Here is a 19,058-nt window from a genome sequence, read left to right as displayed (position 1 = left end):
TTTTCTCCTCGTTTTCTCTCCTGGTTTACAAAGCGGACGAATGAGGGATCACCGGGGGACGAGATCGGTGATGACCCAGTTGTCGCCTTCACGTTCCGCGGTGATCGAAAGCTGTGCCGCGGCCGCTGTCGAAGAATTGTTGTCGGCCCGGGTGGCCGCTTGATCGAGGAATACCAGCAGCCTCGCTTTACCGTCGCCGAGTTCCTGGACGGCGGATGAGGAGACGCGGGTGGTGAGAACGAGTTTCTGTGCCGGAGCCTTTTCCCTGACCTGGGCGAACAACTGGTTGTAGGACTCCAGTGCCTTGCCTCTGAGCACCGACGCGGCCGCCTTTTCGGTGGCGTCGGTCCGGTCGTAGGAATAGGAGAAGATCTTGTCGAGCGCCACGGTCACCGCGGAGTTCACCTCGGCCGTCGCGCCGACGTCGGTGAGCGCGGTGTTGACCGCCGACGGCGCCGCCGAGATCGACCTCGCCTCCAGCGTGAACCACACCCCGGCCGCCACCAGCACGGCCGCCGCGACGAACAGGATCAACGGCACCTTCGACCGGCGTGCTGGCGTCTGGGTGACCTCTTCTGCGACGACCTCGGTCTCGGTGTCGGCCGTGGCGGTCATCGCGCACCCACCGGCAGCTGGTCGAGCGCGCTGAGCTTCCAGCCCTCGTCCGTCCTGGTCAGCCCGGCGGCGAACCGGTTGCGCTTCGTCGTCGGCGCCGCGCCCTCCTTCGCCATCGTGATCTCCACCGACGCCAGCATCTTGGCCGTTCCCGCGTGGTCGTCGAGTTCGCTGATCGCCGCGTCGAGCACCTTGCCCGTCGAGACGGTCGCGTCCTGGGTGAGCGTCCGTTTCGTCGCGTCGTCGGCCTTGCCCAGCTGCTCGCGCAGCGGGCCGGTGGACGCGGCGAGCCAGTCGGCGATGCCCTGGTCGACGCGGTGGTGGTCGAGGCTCGTGAGCCGGGCGACGAGTTCACGCCCGGACTTCAGCGCTTCGTCGCGCGAGTTGCCGTAGGACACGGCCTCGGAACCCGTCGCGGTGAACCAGGTGTACCCGGCCCATCCCGCGAACGCGCAGGCCGCGGCGAACACGGCGATCGCGATCTTCAGTTGCGCAGCCACAACATCTCCTCGAGGCTGGTGGACGTCGGCTGGCCGTCGGCGCCGAAGCCGCCGGGGATCGCGGCCGGCGGGACGCCGCCCTTCGGCGCGTTCTGCGAGCCTCGGACCGAACTCGCGTTGCCCTTTTCGAGCGTGCACGCGGCACCGGTGTTGAACGGCAGCGCCGAGAGTTCCGCGCTGCTGCGGACCTTCGTGTCCCCGTAGCCCTTGGTGCACGGAATCGGGTCGAAGAACGTCAGGACCAGCCCGATCTTCCCGGACTGCTCGTCGACGGCGGCGTCGACCGCGGACACCGCCTTCGGGGTGTTGATCAGGAGCTGCCGGAGGCCGTCGGTGCGGGCGGAGAACACGTGCGAGGTGGTGAGCAGGTTCGCCAGCAGGATCGGCAGGCCCGGTTCGTTGTCCCGGAGCAGCCCGGAGAGCTGGGTCGCCGCGTCGGGCGCCGTCGCGATCAGCCGCCGCAGGTCACCGTCCGAACGGGACAGTTGCTCGGCGAACTGCTTGGCGTTGCCGCTGAACTGCCGCCACGCCTGCGACGAGTCGACCTGCGTCTTCAGCACGGTCGAGCCGTCGGTGATCAGCTTCTCCGTCTGCGGCAGGTGGTTCGCGGCCTGTTTGGTGAAGTCGGTGGTCGAGTCCAGCAGCACCTGCAGGTTCGCGCCGGAACCGCGCAGGGCGTTGTCGAGTTCGTCGACCACGGTTCGCAGGTCCTCGGTCGGCACGGACGCGGTCAGCGAGTCGAGGTCGGTCAGCAGATGCTGCACCGGCAGTGGAACGGCCGTCGCCTCACGCGGGATGACCGAACCTTCGGCGAGGTACGGCCCGTCGCCGGTCCGCGGCTGGAGGTCGACGAACTGCTCGCCCACCGCGGACCGGTTCGCCACGACCGCTCGCGAGTTCGCGGGGATCGGGGGCGCGTCGTCGTCGATCACCAGATCCGCTTCCATGCCACCGTCGGTGAGCCGCAGTTCGCCGACCCGGCCGACGGCGACGCCTCGATAGGTCACCTCGCCGTTGGTGAACAGGCCCCCGCCGTCGGTCAGCGAAAGCTTCACGGTGTACCCGCCCGCCCCGAAGAGCCGGCCGAGGCCCGCGTAGCTGGCCCCGACGAACGCCGTCGTCGCCAGCGCGAGGATGACGAACGCGATCACCTGGATCCGGACACGGGTGGTGAGCATCAGCTACCTCCGGAGGACGGCAGCGGCAAGGTCGGGAGCCCCGGCGGAACCCCTTCGCCAGGGGGCGGGAGTTCGACACCCGGCGCGGGGATCACCGAGGCGTACACGTTCAGGTAATCGCCCTTGATGCCGTCGCGGACGGCGTCGGTGAACGGGAACGTCGGCAGGATCTCCAGTGACTTGGGCAGGCTCTCGCCGGCGTCGGCCAGCCGCTTGAGGATCGGCGCGAGCGCGGTGAGGTCGGCGACGAGATCGGCCCGGCTCTTCTTGATCACGTCGACACCGACGTCGGAGAGCCGGTCCAGCGACTGCAACATCGACACGAGTTGGGTGCGCTGCTCGGAAAGGCTCTGGAGGCCGGGGGTGAGATCGGTGAGCGCGCCCTCGACCTGCTGCTTCCGGTTCGCCAGTGTCGTCGAGAGCTGGTTGAGCCCGTCGAGCGCGGAGGTGATGTCGGAGCGATGCGTGTCCAGGTTGGACACCAGCTGCTCCACAGTGGACAGGAACGAGCGGATCTCCTCCTCGTTGCCGTCCATCACCTTCGACAGTTCCCGGTTGATGGTCTGCAACTGGCCGATCCCGCCGCCGTTGAGCAGCAGCGACAGCGCGCCGAAGATCTCCTCGAACTCCGGGTTGCGGTTCGTGTTCGCGACCGGGATCACCGCGCCCTCGCCCAGCCTGCCCTCGGCCTTCGCCGCGCTCGGGGCCAGTTCGATGAACTTCTCGCCGAGCAGGCTGGACTGGCGCAGCCGCGCGATGGCGTTGGCGGGCAGGTGGACGTCGCCGTTGACCGCCAGGACGGTCTCGGCCGTCCAGCCGTCTTCGCCGAGCTTGATCGTCTCGACCCGGCCGACCGGGACGTCGCCGACCTTCACCGCGGCCTGGGGGACCAGGTCGAGGACGTCGGCGAACTGCACGGTCACCCGGTACGGATGGTCGCCGATGTCCGCGCCGCCGGGGAGCGGCAGGTCGTAGACGCCCTTGAAATCCGAGGAACAGGCGGTGAGCGCGGCACAGCACGCGGCGAGCGCGGCGATCTTCCGTTTCGCGGCCATCAGCGCCCCCCGGTGTAGGTGTCGCCGGTGACCGGCAGCGGGAGCGGGAGGTATTCGAGCATGTTGCCGCGGCTCTGCAGCTTGCCGGTCTTCGGGTCGACGGCTTCGAGGACGTTCGTCACCGCAAGCGGGATCGTGTCGAGGGTTTCGGCCAGCGCGGCGCGCTTGTCGACCAGTGTCCCGGTTGTCACCGTGAGCTTGTCCACATTGGACTTGATCAGCGCGCGGTTGTCCTTGATGAACTGCTGGATCTCCGCCAGCGCGCCGCCGAGACCGTTGAGCGCGCGGGCGAGCTCGTCCTTGTTCCGCGCGAGCGTGCCGGTCACCGAGGCGAGCTGCTTGTTGACCTCGCTGACGTTCCGGTCGTTGGTGGCCAGCATCGAGGTGAACCGCTGCAGTTCGTCGACGGTGGCGAACAGGTTCTGCGAGTTCCCGGAGAGGGTCCTGGCGAGGTCGGCGAAGTTGCGCACCGACTCGTTGAACGGCTTGCCGTTGCCCTGGAGGTTCTTCGCGCCGGTGCGCAGGAGTTCCGAAAGCGCGCCGTCGGCGTTCGCGCCGTTGGGGCCGAGGGCCTTGGCGAGGGTGTCGAGGCTGGAGTAGAGCTGGTCGAGTTCCACCGGCGTTCCGGTGCGCTCGACCGGGATCACCGCGCCGTCGCCCAGCCGGTTCCCGGCGCGGGTGAGCTTGGTGAACTGGACGTAGCGGTCGGCCACCACGCTCGGCGCCACGACCAGGACGTTCGTGTCGGCGGCGATCGGGGCCGACCCGTCGACGGTCAGGACGACCTTCACCCGTTCCCCTTCCGGGTCCACCGATTCGACCTGGCCGACGCGGACGCCGAGCACCCGCACGTCCGATCCGCTGTAGACGCCGACGGCGCGCGAGAAGTACACGGTGACGCGGTCGAGCCCGGTGCCGGAGAAGATCCACCAGAGCCCGCCGACGACGGCCAGCGCGAGCACGAGCGCGAGGGTGACGAATCTGCTGATCACCGGCCACCTCCCGGGATCGGCGGGGTGCAGGGATCCCGGTTCTCCGGGATGAGCCCGCACAGATAGCCGTCCACCCAGCGTCCGTTGCCGAGCGAGTTGTTCACCACGCGGAAGTACGGCGCGGCGAGCTCGAGGCTCTTGGCGAGATTGTCGTTCTGCCGCTGCAGGATGTCGGTCACCTCTCCGAGCTGGCTGAGCGCTCCGCCGAGCTGGTCCTTGTTGTCCTTCACCAGTCCCGAAAGCTGGACGGCGAGGTCCTGCGAACCGGTCAGCAGGTCGTGGATCGCCTGCCGCCGGTTGTCCAGTTCGGTCAGCAGCAGGTTGCCGTCCGAAAGGAGTTTGGCGAAGTCGTCGTTCGAGTTCGCGAGCGTGGTGGTGAGGCCGTGCGCGTTGGACAGCAGGCTGGCGAGCTCGTTGTCCCTGGAGGACACGGTCTTCGACAGCGAGGTCAGCCCTTCGAGCGCCTTCTTGATGTGCGCGGGCGAGTTCTTGAACGTGTCGCTGAGTGTCGTGAAGCTCTCCGCGAGCTGATCGGTGTCGATGGCGCCCGCGGTGTCGGCCAGCCCGTTGAACGCCTCGGTGACGTCGTACGGTGTCACGGTCCTGGTGCGCGGGATGACCTGCTTCGGGTTCTGCACCGACTCGCCGGTCGGGCGCAGGGCGAGGAACTTCCTGCCCAGCAGGGTCTTGATCTTGATCTCGGCGGCGGTCCTGTCGCCGATCCAGGCGTCCTTGACCCGGAAGCTGACCACGACGTGATCTTCGGCGAGCCGGACGTCGCTCACCTCGCCGACCTTGATCCCGGCGATCCGGACTTCGTCGTCCGCCTGCAACCCGGCGGCTTCGGAGAATTCGGCCAGATAGGTGGTTCCGGAGCCGATGATCGGGAGGTTCTCGTAGTTGAGCGTCGCGGTCAGCAGCGCGGCCGCGACGGCGCTGCCGACGAGACCGATGACGATCGGGTTCCGCTCCTTGAAGGGTTTCACGACGTGCACCTCTCCGCCGTCGCCGGGACCCCGCGCGGAGGCTTGGTCTGCAGGACGGCCGAGCACAGGTAGAAGTTCATCCAGGATCCGTAGGAGCCGATCCGCCCCAGGTCGTTCAGCTTCCCCGGGAGAACGGTGAGGAAGCGGTCGACCTCGGCCTTGCCGGTCTCCGTCGTCAGCTGACCGGCGAGCAGGCCCAGCCCTTCGATGCTGTCCTTGAGCGGCTTCCTGCCCTGTTCGAGCAGGCCGGCCGTGGCGGTGGTGAGATCCGCCAGCCCGGAGACGGCCTCCCCGATCTCGGTGCGGTCACCGGCGAGCCCCACCACCAGCTCCTTCAGCGTGGAGACCAAAGTGGACAGTGCGTCGCCCTTGCCGTTGATGCTCTTCAGCACCGTGTCCAGGTTCGTGATCACGTCGCCGATCACCTTGTCGCGGCCGGCGAGCGTGGTGGTCAGCGAACCGGTGTGCGCGAGCAGGCTTTCCACCGTGCCGCCTTCACCCTGCAGCACCTGGACGATCTCGCCGGAGAGCTGGTTGACGTCCTTGGGCGACAACGCCTGGAACAGCGGTTTGAAGCCGTTGAACAGCTCCGTGAGATCCAGCGCGGGCGTCGTGCGCTCCAGCGGGATCTCCGCGCCGGGCTCCAGGAGCTCGCGCGTGCCCTTGCCGCGTTCGAGCGCGATGTAGCGCTGGCCGACCATGTTGCGGTACTTGATCACCGCTGTCACGTCGGCGGGCAGCCTGCGCTGGGAGTCGAGGGAGAACCGGACGCGGGCCAGGCTGTGGTCGGCGATCTCGAGTTCCTCGATCTGGCCGACCCGGACCCCGGAGATCCGGACGTCGTCGCCGACGTTGAGCGAGGTGGCGTCGAGGAACTTGGCGCTGTAGGTCTTGGTGTCGCCGAGGCCGGTGTTCGTGATGGACACCGCCAGCAGCACCGTGGCCAGCGTCGTGACGACGACGAAGATCAGCCCCTTGATCAGCGGGCTCACGAAGTTCCTCATCGCAGGGTCACCTCCGTGCCCCGGTAGAGCGGGCCGACGAGCACGCTGCCCCAGGCGGGGACCTGATTGGCCGGGACGCCGATCGAGGGGGCGACCAGCGTGGAGATCAGTTCCCGTTCCTGCGGCGAGTTCGCCAGGCCGAGGTCGCCCTGCGCGCCGAGCGCCGGAACGGTGTCGATCGCTTCGATCCCTTGGCTCATCAGGCCGTTCGACGGGTAGCAGCGCGGTTCACCGGTGGCGTCGTAGACCGGATCGTCCTTGCCGGGAACGTATTTGGCCCGGGGCTGGCTGACGGTGATCTCCGCGTGCAGGCCGGGTTCGTCGGTGCCGGCGCCCAGCACCTTGTCCATCTGCGGCTTCAGTTTGGCGAGCGCGTCCAGCGTGCAGGCGAAACTGGGCGAGTACTTCGCGGCGACCTCCAGTGGTGCGCGGCTGTCGGCGGCGAGCGCGATGATGTTGGCGCGGTTGTTGGCGAGGAACGTCGTGACCTGCTGGGAGGACGACGTCACCTGCTGGTACACCGACGCCAGTTCGGCACGTTTCTCCTCGACCGTGTCGAGCGTGACGGCCGAGGCGCTCAGGGCGTCGAGCAGATCCGGCGCGATGTCACCGTACAGCTTGGAAACTTCCGCGAGGTCACGGATGTTGTCGTTCAGCTTCGGCAGGTTCGGGTTGAAGTCCTTCAGGTAGGCGGCCGCGGTGGCGAGCGTGTCGCCGATCTGGTCGCCGCGGCCTTCCAGCGCGGTGGCGACGGTGGTCAGCGTGGTCGCGAGCTTCTGCGGCTGGACCGCCTTGAGCAGGGGCAGCAGGTTGTCGAAGACCCGCTCCAGTTCGATCGCGTTGGCCGAACGGTCCTGACTGATCACGTCGCCGGAGGCGAGCGGTCCCGCGGTCGAACCGTCCGGAATGGACAGTTGCACGTACCGCTCACCGAACAGCGTCTTCGGCACGAGCAGCGCGGACACGTTCTTGGGCAGTTTCGAGACCTTGCCGGGTTCCATGGCCAGGTCGATCTCCGCGCCGCCCGGCGTCGCGCGGACGTCGCGGATCTCGCCGACCACCACGCCGCGGGCCTTGACCTGCCCGCCCGTGCGCAACTGGTTGCCGACGCGGTCCGCCTGCAGCGTCACCGGCACGGATTCGACGAAATCCTTCCGGTAGATCTTGATCGACAGCAGCACGAGGGCGGACATCACCACGAGGAACAGCACCCCGGCCGTCCTGACCCCGGCTTTGCGCAGCCCGCGCCGGCTCATCCGGCCACCTGCACCGTCGTGGTCGCGCCCCAGATCGCGAGGCTGAGGAAGAAGTCCAGCACGCTGACCGCCACGATCGCCGTCCGCACGCCGCGGCCGACGGCGACGCCGACGCCCGCCGGCCCTCCGCTCGCGCGGAAGCCGTAGTAGCAGTGGGCGAGCACGATCACGACGCTGAACACCAGCACCTTGCCGAAGGACCAGAGCACGTCGCCCGGCGGCAGGAACAGCAGGAAGTAGTGGTCGTAGGTGCCCGCGGACTGGCCGTAGAACCAGACGGTGATCTGGCGTGACGCGAGATACGAGGTCAGCAGGCCGATCGCGTACAACGGGATGACCGCGAGGAAACCCGCGATGATCCGGGTGGTCACCAGGTACGGAACGCTGGGGATGCCCATCACTTCCAGCGCGTCGATCTCCTCGGAGATCCGCATGGCGCCCAGTTGCGCGGTGAAACCGCAGCCGACGGTGGCCGACAACGCCAGCCCGGCCACGAGCGGCGCGATCTCGCGGGTGTTGAAGTACGCGGAGACGAACCCGGCGAACGCCGACGTGCCGACCTGGTTGAGCGCCGAGTACCCCTGGAGCCCGACGACCGTGCCGGTGAACACGGTCATCCCGATCATCACGCCGATCGTGCCGCCGATGACCGCGAGCGCGCCGCTGCCGAAGCTGACTTCGGCCAGCAGGCGGGTGATCTCGCGGAGGTAGCGGCGCACCGCGCGTGGCACCCAGGCGAGTGCCTTGAGGAAAAAGAGGATCTGGTCGCCGAGCGTGTCCAGGAACCCGAACCGGCGATCGACCGCCTCGCGGACCCGCGTCGCGCGGGTGGGTGTCGTCGTGACCATCAGCTGCCCTTCGCCGGGACGAGCTGCAGGTAAAGCGTCGTCAGCACGAGGTTCAACAGGAACAGGAGCAGGAACGTGATGACCACGGATTGGTTCACCGCGTCACCGACGCCTTTCGGGCCGCCTTTCGGATTGAGCCCGCGATAAGACGCGACGATCGCCGCGACGAAACCGAAGATGACCGCCTTGATCTCGCTGATCCAGAGGTCCGGAAGCTGCGCGAGAGCGGAGAAACTGGCCAGATACGCACCCGGTGTCCCGTTCTGCATGATGACGTTGAAAAAATAGCCGCCGAGGACGCCGACCACGCTGACCATTCCGTTGAGGAATGCGGCGACCCCCATCGCGGCGAGCACCCGCGGCACGATCAGGCGCTGGATGGGGGAGACCCCGAGCACCTCCATCGCGTCGATCTCCTCGCGGATCGTGCGGGATCCGAGGTCCGCGCACATCGCCGAGCCGCCGGCGCCCGCGATCAGCAACGCGGTCACGATCGGGCTGGCCTGCTGGATGATCGCCAGCACACTGGCCGCGCCGGTGAAGGACTGCGCGCCGATCTGCGCGGTCAGCGAACCGATGTGCAGCGCGATCACCGCGCCGAACGGGATCGCGACCAGCGCCGTCGGCAGGATCGACACACTCGCGATGAACCAGAACTGCTGGATCAGCTCGCGTGTCTGGAACGGCCGCCGGAAGGTCAGGCGGACGACGTCGAGGCCGAGTGAGTAGAGCCTGCCGGTCTCCCGGATCGCACCCGCGCCGGGGAATGAGGGTGCGTTAGTCCGGACGCCCACGCCGACCCTCCCGTTTTCCGGGCACGGCGAATACACCCCAGCTTGCGCAATTCCTTTGCTCCGAATGGCGGAACGGAATCGTTGAACAGTATCAACGGGGTGTTACCGTGCTGTTTGCTACTGGTCGGTACGCTAATCACGCGCCTGCCTGGTGACAAGAACTTCGGTGTGATCAAGACGTCACGTCCTGGTAACCGGAGAATTCTTGTTCCTTTTTGACAAAGGCGGGCTCTGGCCTTGTCCGTTCTTTCGTGTCCGGTGGCGCGCTGGTCCATTCGTGTCGCGGTAATCGAGTGACCGCGTCGGCAGGGCGGCGGAGGCGCGCGGGTGCCGGAAGTCCGTGAAGGCCTCCTTCCCTACTCTCAAGGTAGGCAAGGAGGCCTTCACGCGAGACAGAAGCCTCAGCGCGCCAGTTCGGAGACCAGCTCGTACGACCGCACCCGGTCCGCCTGGTCGTGCACCATGGTCGTGATCATCAGCTCGTTCGCGCCCGTGTCGGCCAGCAGGGTCTCGAGTCCCTTGTGGACCGTCTCGGGCGAGCCGATGATGCTGCTCGCGGCCCGGTCCTCGATGAACACGCGCTCGATGTCGGTGTACGGGTAGGCCGCGGCCTCTTCCGGCGTCGGCAGCGGGATGGGGCGGCCCTTGCGCAGGCTGAGGAACGTCAGGCCGCTGGGGGCGGCGAGGTACTGGGCGCGCTCGTCGGTCTCGGCGGCCACCACGGAGACGCCGAGCATCACGTACGGCTCGTCGAGGACGTCCGACGGTTTGAACGAGTCGCGGTAGAGCGCCACGGCAGGGAGCGTGTTCTCGGCGCTGAAGTGGTGCGCGAACGAGAACGGCAGGCCCAGTTCGCCCGCCATCCGCGCGCTGAAGCCGCTCGACCCGAGCAGCCACACCGGCGGCTTGTTGCCCTCGGCGGTCACGGCGTTGACGGCGCGCTGGTCGGAGTGCTCGAAGTAGGCCAGCAGTTCCGCGAACTGCTGAGGGAAGTTCTCCGCCGTGAGTCCGCCGGGGCCGCGCAGCGCCAGCGCGGTCCGCTGGTCGGTGCCCGGGGCGCGCCCGATGCCGAGGTCGATCCGGCCGGGGTGGAACGCCTCCAGGGTGCCGAACTGCTCGGCCACCACCAGCGGCGCGTGGTTCGGCAGCATGACCCCGCCGGAGCCGACCCGGATGCGTTCGGTGGCGGCCGCGACCTGGCCGATCATCACGGCGGTCGCGGAGCTCGCGATACCGGGCATGTTGTGGTGCTCGGCGAGCCAGTACCGGTGATAGCCGAGGGCTTCGGTCCGGCGCGCGAGGTCGAGGGTGTTGCGCAGCGCGTCCGCGACACCGCCTCCGGCCACGACGGGCGAGAGGTCGAGCACGGACAGCGGGATGTCAGGCAAGGAGGTCACGCGTCGGTACAACGCCGCGGACCCGCGATCCCTTCCCTTGCCTGTCGATCGATCGAAATTAACCGACTCGATGTACCCGGTACGCGGCGGAGTCTTCCTGTTTCCACGGTACGGTTGCCCCCTAATGCGAGCGTGGGAAAACCACTGAAAAGAAAGGATTAAGGGTGCCGCGTCCGGAACGACCGCTGGACCCCGGGGACGATCCGTTGCTGGGGTTCGCCGCCGATCTCCGGCGTCTGCGGGAGAAGGCCGGGAATCCGACGTACCGGGAGCTGGGCAGGCGCGCCCACTACTCCGCCGGCACCCTCTCCGAGGCCGCCGGCGGGAAGAAGATGCCCAGCTTGGCGGTCACGTTGGCCTATGTCCGGGCGTGCGACGGCCCCGAGGAGGAGTGGGAGGCGCGATGGCACGACGTGACCGAGCGGACGCGTGCCGGAGTCGGTGATTCACCGGTTGTCCCGGCGAATGGGGAATCGGTCCCTTATATCGGTCTGGCCGCATTCGGGCCGGAGGACACGAGCCGATTCTTCGGGCGCGAACGACTTGTCGAAAAACTCGTCAGCAGGCTTTCGGCTCAACGATTCTTGGCCGTTCTGGGTGCTTCGGGTTCGGGTAAGTCGTCCTTGCTCAGGGCAGGCCTCCTTCCCGTGCTCGCCGAGACCTCCGTCACCCTGCTGATGACCCCGGGTTCACGGCCGTTGCAGGAGTGCGCCGTCCAGTTCGGCGCCGCGCTCGGGCTCGCACCCGGCGGGCTGCTCACCGAGTTCACCGACCATCCCCGCAACCTCGGCCTCGCCGCCCGTCAGCTGGTCGCCGACCGCGAGGGCGACGTCGTGCTGGTCGTCGACCAGTTCGAAGAGGTCTTCACGCTCTGCCAGGACGCCGACGAACGGACTGCCTTCCTGTCGGCGCTGCTCACCGCGACGACCGAGCCGGAGAGCCGGACCAGGGTCGTCCTCGGCATCCGCACCGACTTCTACACCCACTGCGCGCGGCATCCCGAACTGGTCGAGGCCATGCAGGACGCGCAGATCCTCGTCGGCCCGATGAGCACCGAGGAGCTGCGGCAGGCCATCTCGCGGCCGGCGATCGACGCCGGGTACCGCGTCGAGAACGCGCTGGTCTCACGGCTCGTCGCCGACGCGACCGGGCAGCCCGGTGTGTTGCCGCTGCTCTCCCACGCGCTGCTGGAGACCTGGCGCCGCCGTCATGGCAACACCCTCACCCTCACCGGCTACGAGTCCACCGGCGGGATCGAACGGTCGGTCGCGCAGACCTCCGAGCACACCTTCACCGCGCTGACCGAGCACCAGCAGCGGCTGGCGAACCAGATCTTCCTGCGGATGACCGCGCTCGGTGAAGGCACCGAGGACACCAAACGCCGTATCACCCGCGACGAGGTGGACGCCGACGACCCGGACGTCGCCGTCGTGCTGGACAGGCTGGCGTCTTCGCGGTTGGTCACGCTCGACGACAACGGCATCGAGATCGCGCACGAGGCGCTGATCCGGGGCTGGCCGCGTCTGCGCGAATGGCTCGCCGAGGACCGTGAGGGCCTGCGCGTGCACCGTCAGCTCACCGAGGCGACCGACGCTTGGGAATCCGTCGGCCGCGACGACGGCTGGCTCTACCGCGGCGCGCGGCTGGCCATCGCCAGGGAGTGGGCGGGGGAGCACGACAGCGCGCTTTCCCAGCGTGAACGCCGGTTCCTCGAGGCGAGCGTCGCGATCGAGAACCACGAGCAGGCCGTGGCCCGGCGCCGCACCCGGCGGCTGCGTCAGCTGGTCGCGCTCCTGGCCGTGCTGCTCGTGCTGGCGACGGCGGCGATGGTGTACGCGGTCCGCGCCGAGCAGACCGCGACCGGCCAGCGCAACAGCGCGCTCGCGCAGAAGGTCGCCGGGCAGGCCATCGAGATGCGGACGACGAATCCGGCGCTGGCCGCGCAGCTCGCGCTGGCGGCGTACCGCGTCGATCCGAGCGTGGACACCCGCGGCAGCGTGCTCGGGATGTTCGAGTCGCCGTACTCGACCAGGGTCCGCGGGCACGGTCATCGCGTCAACGCGACCGCCCTGCGCGGCGACGGCCAGGTGATGGTCACCGGCAGCTGGGACCAGACGGCCAAGTTGTGGGACATCAAGGATCCCCACCGCCCGAACGAGCTGGCCACGCTCTCCGGGCACACCGCCAACGTCAACTCGGTGTCCTTCAGCGCCGACGGCGCGACGGTCGCGACGGCGGGCTGGGACAAGACCGCGCGACTGTGGAACGTCGCCGATCCGGCGAAACCCGGGCCGGGCGTCCTGGTCGGGGAGCATCCGAGCCGGGTCAACGCGGTGGCGTTCAGCCCGAAGGCGGCGGTGCTCGCCACCGCGGACGGCGATGGCACGGTGCGCCTGTTCGACGTCCGCGATCCCGCGAAACCGGTGCTCGCGGCCACCCTCACCGGGCACACCGGCAACGTCAACGGTCTCGCCTACGCCCCCGACGGGCGGACGCTCGTCTCGACCGGCGCCGACAAGACCGCGCGGTTGTGGGAGGTCGCCGACCCGCTGAAGGCCAAGCCCCTCGGCGTGGTGAACGGGCACACCGCCGGGGTCCACTCGGCGACGTTCAGCCCGGACGGCCGGACGCTCGCCACCGCGAGCATCGACCAGACCGCGCGGCTGTGGAACGTCGCCGATCCGATGGCGCCGTCACCGCTGGGGACGACGGCCGCGCACAAGACCATCGTGCGGTCCGTGGCGTTCAGCCCCGACGGGACGACGCTGGCCACGACCGGTTTCGACCGCGCCGCACGGCTGTGGGACATCGCCGATCCGGCGAAGCCGCGCGAGAAGCCGGCGCTCGTCGGGCACACGGCGGCCGTGGTCTGGGCGGTGTTCTCCCCGGACGGCCGCACGCTCGTGACCGCGAGCGACGACCAGACGGTGCGGATGTGGGACCTGCCGGGTCCCGCGATCAGCGGTCCGGCGAGGTCGGCCTGCCGGGCGGTGTTCAGCTCCGACGGGAAGCTGCTGGCCACCGGCAGCCAGGACGGCGTGGTGCGCCTGGTCGACGTCTCCGACACCCGGAACCCGCGTGAGGTGGGCAAAGTCGCGGGCTTCGGCCAGGGCGTCTGCGGTCTCGCCTTCAGCCCGGACGGGCGGACGCTCGCCGCCGGCTCCTGGGACCACACCATGCGGCTGATCGACGTCACCGACCCGCGCAAGCCGGTCGACACCGGCGTCTTCTACCGCCCGTCGGACGAGATCGACCCCGTCGCGTTCAGCCCGGACGGCCGGACGCTCGCGACCGCGGGGTCCGGGCACACGGTGAAGCTGTGGGACGTGGCCGACGTCCGGCGGCCGGTCGAACTCGCGACCCTCACCGGGCACGAGGACGACGTCCATTCGATCGCGTTCAGCCCGGACGGCCGCACCCTGCTCAGCGGCGGCTGGGACCACACCGCCCGGCTGTGGGACGTCTCGATGGCGAAGGCGCCGAAGTCGCTTTCGGTATTGAAGGGGCATTCCGACACGGTGTTCTCGGTCGCCTACAGCCCGGACGGCAAACTCGCCGCCACCGGCAGCGCGGATCGCACCGGCAGGCTGTGGGACGTGACGGATCCGGCGGCCCCGCGGGAGGCGGCACTGCTGGCCGGGCACACCGACAACGTCATCTCGGTCGCCTTCAGCGGGGACGGGAAGACCTTCGCGACCGGCAGCTACGACCGGTCCGTGCGACTATGGGACGTCTCCGATCCGGGATCCGTCCGCGAATCGGCGAACCTGACCGACGACGTCGACCGGGTCAACGCCGTGGCGTTCGCCCCCGACGGGCACACCCTCGCGGGCTCGGTCGCGGACGGCAGCGTGCGGTTGTGGGAGACCAGCCCCGAACGGGCCGCCGAACGCATCTGCGCGACCGTGTACCCGCGGATCACGGCGGACGAGTGGGAACAACACCTGCCGGGGCTCGATTACCGGCCTCCGTGCCCGTGACCACGGTCGATTCGTTGTTCGGCGTTGTTGTTCGGTGAGATCGCCGTGACACCGAACAACGAAGAGGCGCTAGAAATACCCCTGGACGTGCGATGCGTCCCCACATCGTTCACTCACCGGGGGTCTGAAGGGCTCCTTCAGGGCATTCACCAGTGTCCTGAAGGAGCCCTTCAGCTTTTTCGCGCTCGCCCCGTGTGTTCGCCGCCCGATCACGCGTGTCGTCCGTCGAGGCACGGCGAACTCACGTGATCAGGCGGCGAACTCACGTGATCAGATGGACGACACGCGTGATCAGGCGGCCGGGATCCAATCCGGGTTCGAGGCCAGGACGGTCAGCTGCTGGGTCGCGCGGGTCAGCGCGACGTACAGCACCCGGCGTCCGGTGGTCGACTCCGTGATGAGGTCGTTGGGTTCCACCAGGACGACGGCGTCGTACTCGAGGCCCTTGGAGTCGAGGCTGCCGACGACCTTGAGCCGCTCGTCCGACAGCCCGTCGAGCCAGCCCTCGACCTCGGGCACCCGGTCCATGGCGGTGATCACGCCGACGGTGCCTTCGACGACACCCAGCATTTCCTTCACCGCGGTCTGCGTCACCGCCTCCAGCCCGGCGGCCTCGACGGGCCGGACCTCCGGCGTGATACCGGTCTGCCGCACCGCGCGCGGGAGCTCGTCGGCCTCCGCGTGCCCGGCGACGACCTTCGCGGCCAGGTCGAAGATCTCCGCCGAGTTCCGGTAGTTGGTGCGCAGGGTGAACCGGCGCCGCGTCGTCTTGAGCCCGAAGGCCTGGTCCCGCGCCATCGCGGCCTCGGCCGGATCCGGCCACGAACTCTGCACCGGGTCGCCGACCACGGTCCAGCTCGCGTACTTGCCGCGCCGCCCGACCATCCGCCACTGCATCGGCGAGAGGTCCTGCGACTCGTCGACGACCACGTGCGAGTACTCGTCGTAGTGCTCGGGCCGGGTCGGGGCGCCGCCGCGTTCCGGGTTGACCTCGACGTTCTGGCGGGTCCGGCGGCTCTTGGGCGGCGGGCCGATCAGGACGCGCAGCTCGTCGAGGAGCGCGACGTCCGCGATGGTCCAGCCGCGCGAGCGATCGGCGAAATCGGCCGCGAGCATGCTGATCTCGCCGCGGTTGAGCAGGCCTTTCGCCGCGGACGCGAGCCGCTTCTCGTCGCCGAGCCACCGCAGGATCTGCGCCGGGTACAGGATCGGCCACCAGACCACCAGGAACCGGTGGAATTCGATGCGCTCACCGAGTTCGGTGATCAGCTCGGCCTTGTCGATCTGACGGCCGTCGTCCTTCGCGTGCTGGTCGGCCTTCGCGGCGAGCGCGTCGAGCAGTAGTTCGGCGGCGCGGATCCGCGACCGGTTCGGCGGCCCGCCCGCGGTGTGCACCTTGCGGCGAACCTTGTCGAGCTCGCGCGCGTTGAGCCGCAGCACCTCGCCGCGGTAGACGATCTTCATGTCCTCCGGCGCGTCTTCCGGCGTGTCCCGCAGCGCGCGCAGCAGGATCTTGCGCATCCGCAGCGATCCCTTGATCGCCGCGAGCGGCGCCGGGTCCTGGCGGGTCGCTTCGAGACCGTCGAGGACCTCGCCGAGCGCGCGCAGTTCGACGTTCGTCTCACCCATCGACGGCAGCACCCGCGAGATGTAGCTGGTGAACACCCCGGACGGGCCGATCACCAGCACGCCCGCGCCGCCGAGCTGGCGCCGGTGGCGGTAGAGCAGGTACGCCGCGCGGTGCAGCGCGACCGCGGTCTTGCCGGTGCCGGGGCCGCCGGTGATCTCCGTGACCCCGCGCCACGGCGCCCGGATGACCTCGTCCTGCTCCTTCTGGATGGTGGCGACGATGTCCCGCATCTTCTCGCCACGCGACCGCCCGAGCGCGGCCATCAACGCGCCTTCGCCGACGATCTGCATGCCGTCGGGGACCGCGTCCGCGATCAGGACGTCGTCGTCGACGTCGAGCACGGTCTGGCCGGAGCACCGGATCACCCGGCGCCGGACAACGTCCATCGGCTCCTCGGCCGTCGCCTGGTAGAACGCCGCGGCCGCGGGCGCGCGCCAGTCGGTGACGAGGTTGTCGAACTCGGCGTCGCGGATGCCGAGGCGGCCCACGTAGATGTGGTCGTTGTCGAGGTGGTCGAGCCTGCCGAACACCAGCCCCTCGTACTCCGCGTCGAGGGTCTGGAGGGTCTGATTGGCGTGGTACACCATCATGTCCCGTTCGAACAGCATGGACGCCTGCTCGAAGATGGCTTCCCGCCCGGCGCCATGGCCGATCTCATAGCCCTTGGTACGCATGGCCTCAGCCTGGGCTCGCAATTCGGCGAGCCGGGTGTAGACGGTGTCCACATGGGCTTGCTCGATGGCGATCTCGGCCCGTCTGACCCGAGGTTCGGACACGCAACGCTCCTAAACGCTTCTATCGCCTCCGAGGGCGAAGGACGACTCTACGCGAGCTGGGCGGCGGCTTCACCAAGTCCCGGCCAACGTCACGGCGGAAGGCGTTGAGGCACGATGCACGCATGACCAGGATCGTGGCGGGGACCGCGGGCGGCAGGCGGCTGAAGGTCCCGCCGAAAGGCACGAGGCCCACGTCGGAACGCGTGCGCGAGGCGCTGTTCAACGCGCTGGAGGTCGCAGGCGAGCTCCAGGGTGCCCAGGTCCTCGACCTCTACGCCGGTTCGGGCGCGCTCGGGCTGGAGGCGTTGTCCCGCGGCGCGTCCGGCGCACTGTTCGTCGAGTCGGACCGGCGCGCGGTCGAAGTGCTCAAGGGGAACGTCGCCGCGCTGGGGCTCGGCGGCGCGGTCCGGGCCGGGGCCGTCGAGTCCGTCGTGGCCGCGCCGGCGCCGGAAACGTTCGACATCGTCCTCGCCGATCCGCCCTACGCTGTGGATTCCACCCGTCTGGGGGAGGTCATGGCCGCGCTCGCGGCGGGCCGGTGGGTCACGGACGGCGCGCTGGTGGTGATCGAGCGGGCCGCTAGGGACGGCGAGCCGGACTGGCCGCCGGGCTTCGAGCCGATGCGGACGAAGCGCTACGGCGACACCGCGCTCTACTGGGCCGAATATCAGGTGTGACGCAGAACGCGCAGAACGCGCAGGACGATCCTCGCCTTGGTAGCGTCCGCGCCATGCGGCGTGCGGTCTGTCCCGGGTCCTACGACCCGGCCACCAATGGACATCTCGACATCATCGAGCGGGCGGCGAAGCTGTTCGACGAGGTCGTCGTCGCGGTGGGGGTGAACAAGAGCAAGAAGGGCCTGTTCACCACCGAGGAGCGGATGGACATGCTTCGCGAGATCACCGCGAAGCTCCCGAACGTCCGCGTCGACTCGTGGCAGGGACTCCTGGTCGACTACTGCCGCGAGAACGACATCATCGCGGTCGCGAAGGGGCTGCGATCGGTCAGCGACTTCGACTACGAGCTCCAGATGGCGCAGATGAACCGCGAGCTGACCGGGCTCGAAACGCTGCTGATGGCCAACAACCCGGCGTACGGATTCGTGTCGAGTTCGCTGGTCAAGGAGGTCACCGCGCTCGGCGGCGACATCGAGCACCTGGTGCCGCCGATAGTGTTCAAACGCCTCTCGGAGAAGTACTCCGAACGAGGTTGACCCGAACGGCCGAAGCCGTTGGTCGGGCGCTGGTGAGCGGGGATGAAGAGTTCATCTCGACGCCTTCTGGTGAATACACGATCGGGTTACGGTCCGAAAATGACCAACAAACGATCGCGGATCGCCGCCGCGCTGCTCGTTCTGCTTGTCACCTTCTTCGGTGGGCTGAGTGCCGCGCAGGCCACGGCCGCCCCCGTCTCGGTCCAGCAGAACCCGTGCGGGGATCTCACCGGGTTCAAGCACGTGTCGCTGTCGTCGCTGCCCGCCGAGGCGACGACGACCTACAACCTCATTCAGAAGGGTGGCCCGTTCCCGTACCCGGACAAGGACGGCACGGTCTTCTCCAACCGCGAGAACATCCTCCCGAAGTGCGCGTCGGGCTACTACCGCGAGTACACGGTCCCGACACCGGGCTCGCCCGATCGCGGTGCGCGCCGCATCGTCACCGGTAACGCCGGTGAGCACTTCTACACCGCAGACCACTACAAGACCTTCTCCGTGATCGACGCCGACGGCACCCCGGCGCCGTCCTGCGGCGACACCTCGAAGCTCGCGAAGGTCGGCTACTCGACGCTGTCTTCCGCCGCGAAGTCCGTGGTGGACAAGGCCCGCGGTGGCGCGACCGGCACGGTCTACGAGAACCGCGAAGGTGTCCTGCCCTCGTGCGCTTCCGGCTACTACCAGCTGTTCCCGGTGGGCACGAGCGACCGCGTGATCTCCGGCAAGGGCGGCGAGATCGTCTACACGCCGGACCGCTACGCGACCTTCAAACTGGTGAACCTCGCCGGCTGATCCGCCCCCGTGCAACATTTCGTGCCTCCCCGTCCGTGAGAT

Annotated in this window: 16 protein-coding genes; 4 read left to right on the top strand and 12 right to left on the bottom strand. The window is 68.7% G+C overall.

All coding sequences use genetic code 11. The annotated features are described in order from the left end of the window. Positions 1-48: 48 nt before the first annotated feature. From LCL61_RS33125 to LCL61_RS33075, 11 genes are all read right to left on the bottom strand, one after another. Complete coding sequence (locus LCL61_RS33125) at positions 49-615, bottom strand: hypothetical protein (protein WP_340683384.1); 567 nt, start codon at positions 613-615, stop codon at positions 49-51. Further along, a complete protein-coding gene (locus LCL61_RS33120) occupies positions 612-1,115 on the bottom strand; it encodes a hypothetical protein (protein ID WP_340683383.1) in 504 nt (167 codons plus the stop codon). Before LCL61_RS33120 ends, LCL61_RS33125 begins: the two co-directional genes overlap by 4 nt. Then, complete coding sequence (locus LCL61_RS33115) at positions 1,100-2,293, bottom strand: MlaD family protein (RefSeq protein WP_340683382.1); 1,194 nt, start codon at positions 2,291-2,293, stop codon at positions 1,100-1,102. The genes LCL61_RS33120 and LCL61_RS33115 overlap by 16 nt, the downstream gene beginning before the upstream one ends. Next, positions 2,293-3,348, bottom strand: a complete 1,056-nt coding sequence (locus tag LCL61_RS33110; protein WP_340683381.1) for an MCE family protein — start codon at positions 3,346-3,348, stop codon at positions 2,293-2,295. Before LCL61_RS33110 ends, LCL61_RS33115 begins: the two co-directional genes overlap by 1 nt. After that, positions 3,348-4,340 (bottom strand): MCE family protein, encoded by a 993-nt coding sequence (locus LCL61_RS33105; protein ID WP_340683380.1) that lies wholly within the window; start codon positions 4,338-4,340, stop codon positions 3,348-3,350. The genes LCL61_RS33110 and LCL61_RS33105 overlap by 1 nt, the downstream gene beginning before the upstream one ends. Continuing rightward, positions 4,337-5,326 (bottom strand): MCE family protein, encoded by a 990-nt coding sequence (locus tag LCL61_RS33100; RefSeq protein ID WP_340683379.1) that lies wholly within the window; start codon positions 5,324-5,326, stop codon positions 4,337-4,339. Before LCL61_RS33100 ends, LCL61_RS33105 begins: the two co-directional genes overlap by 4 nt. After that, on the bottom strand, positions 5,323-6,330 hold the full coding sequence (locus LCL61_RS33095; RefSeq protein WP_340683378.1) for an MlaD family protein: 1,008 nt from the start codon (positions 6,328-6,330) through the stop codon (positions 5,323-5,325). The genes LCL61_RS33100 and LCL61_RS33095 overlap by 4 nt, the downstream gene beginning before the upstream one ends. Beyond that, a complete protein-coding gene (locus tag LCL61_RS33090; protein ID WP_340683377.1) occupies positions 6,327-7,586 on the bottom strand; it encodes an MCE family protein in 1,260 nt (419 codons plus the stop codon). The genes LCL61_RS33095 and LCL61_RS33090 overlap by 4 nt, the downstream gene beginning before the upstream one ends. After that, positions 7,583-8,434, bottom strand: a complete 852-nt coding sequence (locus tag LCL61_RS33085) for an MlaE family ABC transporter permease (RefSeq protein WP_038509575.1) — start codon at positions 8,432-8,434, stop codon at positions 7,583-7,585. The genes LCL61_RS33090 and LCL61_RS33085 overlap by 4 nt, the downstream gene beginning before the upstream one ends. Continuing rightward, positions 8,434-9,228: an ABC transporter permease gene (locus tag LCL61_RS33080; protein ID WP_340683376.1), complete on the bottom strand. Its 795-nt coding sequence runs from the start codon at positions 9,226-9,228 to the stop codon at positions 8,434-8,436. Before LCL61_RS33080 ends, LCL61_RS33085 begins: the two co-directional genes overlap by 1 nt. 401 nt (positions 9,229-9,629) lie before the next feature. Then, a complete protein-coding gene (locus LCL61_RS33075) occupies positions 9,630-10,625 on the bottom strand; it encodes an LLM class flavin-dependent oxidoreductase (RefSeq protein WP_340683375.1) in 996 nt (331 codons plus the stop codon). Positions 10,626-10,810: 185 nt separating this feature from the next. Between LCL61_RS33075 and LCL61_RS33070 the strand changes: the two genes are divergently transcribed. Beyond that, the gene (locus tag LCL61_RS33070; protein ID WP_340688737.1) at positions 10,811-14,605 is read left to right on the top strand and encodes a hypothetical protein; all 3,795 of its coding nucleotides are present in this window, start codon (positions 10,811-10,813) and stop codon (positions 14,603-14,605) included. A gap of 291 nt (positions 14,606-14,896) precedes the next feature. Here the strand turns inward: LCL61_RS33070 and LCL61_RS33065 are convergent, their stop codons facing one another. Further along, a complete protein-coding gene (locus tag LCL61_RS33065; protein ID WP_340683374.1) occupies positions 14,897-17,011 on the bottom strand; it encodes a HelD family protein in 2,115 nt (704 codons plus the stop codon). Between the two features lie 122 nt (positions 17,012-17,133). Between LCL61_RS33065 and rsmD the strand changes: the two genes are divergently transcribed. From rsmD to LCL61_RS33050, 3 genes are all read left to right on the top strand, one after another. Beyond that, on the top strand, positions 17,134-17,688 hold the full coding sequence (gene rsmD / locus LCL61_RS33060; RefSeq protein ID WP_034323500.1) for a 16S rRNA (guanine(966)-N(2))-methyltransferase RsmD: 555 nt from the start codon (positions 17,134-17,136) through the stop codon (positions 17,686-17,688). A 53-nt stretch (positions 17,689-17,741) separates the two neighbouring features. Further along, positions 17,742-18,224 carry a pantetheine-phosphate adenylyltransferase gene (gene coaD / locus LCL61_RS33055; protein ID WP_016336395.1) on the top strand — a complete coding sequence of 161 codons (483 nt, stop codon included), beginning with the start codon at positions 17,742-17,744 and terminating at the stop codon, positions 18,222-18,224. A 99-nt stretch (positions 18,225-18,323) separates the two neighbouring features. Then, positions 18,324-19,016 (top strand): ribonuclease domain-containing protein, encoded by a 693-nt coding sequence (locus tag LCL61_RS33050; RefSeq protein WP_340683373.1) that lies wholly within the window; start codon positions 18,324-18,326, stop codon positions 19,014-19,016. Positions 19,017-19,058 lie beyond the last annotated feature (42 nt).

The sequence above is a fragment of the Amycolatopsis coloradensis genome (assembly GCF_037997115.1).
GTDB classification, from domain to species: domain Bacteria; phylum Actinomycetota; class Actinomycetes; order Mycobacteriales; family Pseudonocardiaceae; genus Amycolatopsis; species Amycolatopsis coloradensis_A.
The sequence above is the reverse complement of the archived record's forward strand: the minus strand, read 5'-3'. Positions and strand labels throughout refer to the sequence as shown.